General features: G+C 65.9%; 2 protein-coding genes and 1 pseudogene. All 3 read right to left on the bottom strand.

All coding sequences use genetic code 11. The annotated features are described in order from the left end of the window. Positions 1 to 112: pseudogene (locus EN780_RS40950) on the bottom strand (homocysteine S-methyltransferase); the annotation flags it as partial. Continuing rightward, on the bottom strand, positions 109 to 2562 hold the full coding sequence (locus EN780_RS30840; protein ID WP_128276167.1) for an FAD-dependent oxidoreductase: 2454 nt from the start codon (positions 2560 to 2562) through the stop codon (positions 109 to 111). The gene EN780_RS30840 and the pseudogene EN780_RS40950, both read right to left, overlap by 4 nt. Before the next feature lie 15 nt (positions 2563 to 2577). Continuing rightward, a complete protein-coding gene (locus tag EN780_RS30845; protein WP_128276168.1) occupies positions 2578 to 3120 on the bottom strand; it encodes an XRE family transcriptional regulator in 543 nt (180 codons plus the stop codon). Positions 3121 to 3157 lie beyond the last annotated feature (37 nt).

The following is a 3157-nucleotide window of genomic DNA, read 5'->3' on the forward strand; positions in this document are numbered from 1 at the left end:
GGTCCGGTTCGTCGATCAGCACCCTGGCCGACCACAAGGGCGTCGGCTCGGACTTGCTGCGCCGGACCAGTTCCTGGCCCATGCCGCCGTCGGTGAGGATCACTGATTTCATGTCCGCAGTCTTTCGTTCTTCGGGTCCCAGAGCGGTTCGTCCTTCTGCACCACGGCCTTGAAGCGGTCGCCGAAGATCTCGACCTCGACCGAGGCGCCGGGCTCGGCGAGATCGGCGCGCAGCATGCCGAGCGCGATCGACTTCTCGACCCGGTGGCCATAGCCGCCCGATGTCGTCTCGCCGACGACCCTGCCGTCATGCCAGAGCGTCGACATATAGGGCGCGTCGCATTCGCCGGGGCTCTCGACGACCAGGGTGACGAAACGCTTCTTCACGCCCTGCTGCTTCTCGTTGAGCAGTGCCGCCTTGCCGCGGAAGTCTGGCTTGTCCCATTTGACGAAACGCTCCAGCCCGCCCTGCAGGATCGTATAGTCGGTCGAAAGGTCGCCCTTCCAGGCGCGGTAGCCCTTTTCCAGACGCAGGGAATCGAGCGCGTACATGCCGAAGGGCTTCAGTCCGTGCTTCTGGCCGGCGGCCCAGACAGCATCGAACACCGTCGCCGTGTCTGCGACCTTGGTGTGGATCTCCCAGCCGAGCTCGCCGGCGAAGGAGACGCGCACCAGCTTCGCCCAGCGTCCGGCGATCGTCGTTTCCTGATGCGTCAGCCACGGAAGCGTCAGGTCGGCGGCGCAGACCTCGGCAAGGATTTTTCGCGACTTGGGGCCGGCGAGGATTTGCGTCGAATAGTCCTCGGTGCGGTCGGTCAGGGTGAAGGCTGCGTCTTTCGGCATGCGCGATTTCAGCCATTCGAAATCGTGCCACTGGGCGACCGCGGCGGTGATCAGCGTCATCTGCTCCTCGCCGTGGCGCACGACCGACATTTCAGTGACGATGCGGCCCTTGTCGTCGGAGAAATAGACGAGGCCGATGCGGCCGGGCTTCGGCACCAGGCCGGTGACCTGCAGCGCCAGCCAGTCGGCGGCGCCCGGGCCCTCGAGATTGAAGCGGGAGAAGCCGGGCAGGTCGAGGATGCCGGCGGCGTCGCGCACCGCCAGGCATTCCTCGCGCACGCGGTGCTGCCACGGTCCGTCGCGGCGGAAGGTCAGCGTCGATTGCTCCGATGTGTCGTCACCCTGATGCGCGTACCAGGTGGCGCGCTCCCAGCCATTATAGGCGTCGAACTGGCCGCCGAGCGCCTTGATGCGATCGTGCAGCGGCGACAGTTTGCGGTTGCGCCCCTCCGGCCAGGCATGGCGCGGGAACTGGATGGCGTATTCGTTGCCGTAGATCTCCATGCCCTTGGCGACGCAATAGTCGGGCGCCGCGGCAAAGGACGTGAAGCGGCGCGGGTCGCAGGACCACATGTCCCATTCGGTCTGGCCCTCGGTGATCCATTCGGCCAGCACCTTGCCGGCGCCGCCGCCCTGGGCGATGCCGAAGGTAAAGACGCAGGCCTCGAAGGCGTTCGGCACGCCGGGCATCGGGCCGATCAGCGGGTTGCCGTCCGGCGCGTAGGGGATCGGTCCGTTGATCACCTTGGAGAGGCCGGCAGTGCCAAGGATCGGCACCCGGGCGACTGCGTCGGCGAGATAGTGCTCCAGCCGGTCGAGATCGTCGGGGAAGAGCTGGAAGGAAAAATCCTCGGGCATCGGGTCGTTGTGGGTCGCCCAGTGCGCGCGGCAATTGCGCTCGTAGGGGCCGAGATTCATGCCGCTCTTTTCCTGGCGCAGATAGTAGGAGGTGTCGACGTCGCGCAGCAGCGGCAGTTTCTTGCCCTGTTCCCTGGTCCAGGCGGCAAGCTCGGGGATTTCCTCGAACAATATGTATTGATGGCTCATCACCATCATCGGCACCTCGCGGCCGAACATTTTTCCAACCTCGGCGGCGCGGTAGCCGGCGGCATTGACGATGATCTCGCAGCGGATGTCGCCTTGCGGCGTCGCAACCACCCATTCGCCGTTCTCGCGGCGCACGCCGGTGACCGGGCAGAAGCGGATGATCCTGGCGCCCATGTCGCGCGCGCCCTTGGCCAGCGCCTGGGTCAGCTGCGCCGGATCGATGTCGCCGTCGCTCGGGTCGTAGAGCGCGCCTTTCAACTCATGCGTCTCGATGAACGGATAGCGGCGCTTGATCTCGTCGAGCCCGACGACGTCGATGTCCATGCCCTGGTAGCGGCCCATGCCCTTGGCGCGCTGGAACTCCTGCATGCGCTCCTTCGAATGGGCGAGCCTGAGCGAGCCGGTGACGTGGTAGTTCATCGGATAGTCGACTGCTTCGGCAAGCCCGCGATAGAGCTCGGTCGAATAGCGCTGCATGTTCATCAGCGACCATGAGGATGAGAAGGTCGGGACGTTGCCGGCGGCATGCCAGGTCGAGCCCGAGGTCAGCTCGTTCTTTTCCAGAAGCACGCAGTCGGTCCAGCCCGCCTTGCAGAGGTGGTAGAGCGAGGAGGCGCCGACGACACCTCCTCCGATTATCACCACGCGTGCCGTGCTCGGCAAACCCGCCATGTTCTTCCCCTTCAATCAATAGACCGGTGGCGAAACCACCCAGATGACCACCGCCGGCTCGGCGCCCGGATTGCGCCAGCGGAACGGCTTGCCCTCGAAGCGAAAGCTGTCGCCTTCGCCGAGCCGGTGCCAGACGCCGGCAATCTCGATCTCGAAAACACCCGACACGACATAGCCGGCTTCTTCCGTCGGGCGGCGCGCCTCGGTCTTCAGTTCCGCTCCCGGCGCGAAGACCGACCGCAACATCTCGAAGCTACCGCCGAGATCAGGTGACAGAAGCTCCTCCACGAGGCCGGATTCGCTTGTGCCAAGCGAGCGCCGGCTGCCGGCGCGCACGACCACGCCGCGCTCCTTCTCGGAAGGCACGTCGTGGCCGAAGAACAGGCTGAGCGGCACGCCGAACAGTTCGGCGAAGGCCCTGAGGTCGCCGAGCGAAGGGACCGACAGGCCGCGCTCAACCTGGCTGACCCAGCCGACGGAACGGCCGAGTTTCAGGCCGATCTCGGCCAGCGTCAGCCCGCGCGCCTTGCGCAGCGCACGGATGTCGCCGGCCAGCAGCCGCTCGCCATTGTCCTGTTCCGATCTGAGGGTGGTC

Source organism: Mesorhizobium sp. M4B.F.Ca.ET.089.01.1.1 (assembly GCF_004022605.1).
Taxonomy (GTDB): Bacteria; Pseudomonadota; Alphaproteobacteria; order Rhizobiales; family Rhizobiaceae; genus Mesorhizobium; species Mesorhizobium abyssinicae.

Excerpts from the sequence above, each read along its gene's own strand:
- EN780_RS30840 (WP_128276167.1), bottom strand. The coding sequence starts at position 2,562 with ATGGCGGGTTTGCCGAGCACGGCACGCGTGGTGATAATCGGAGGAGGT.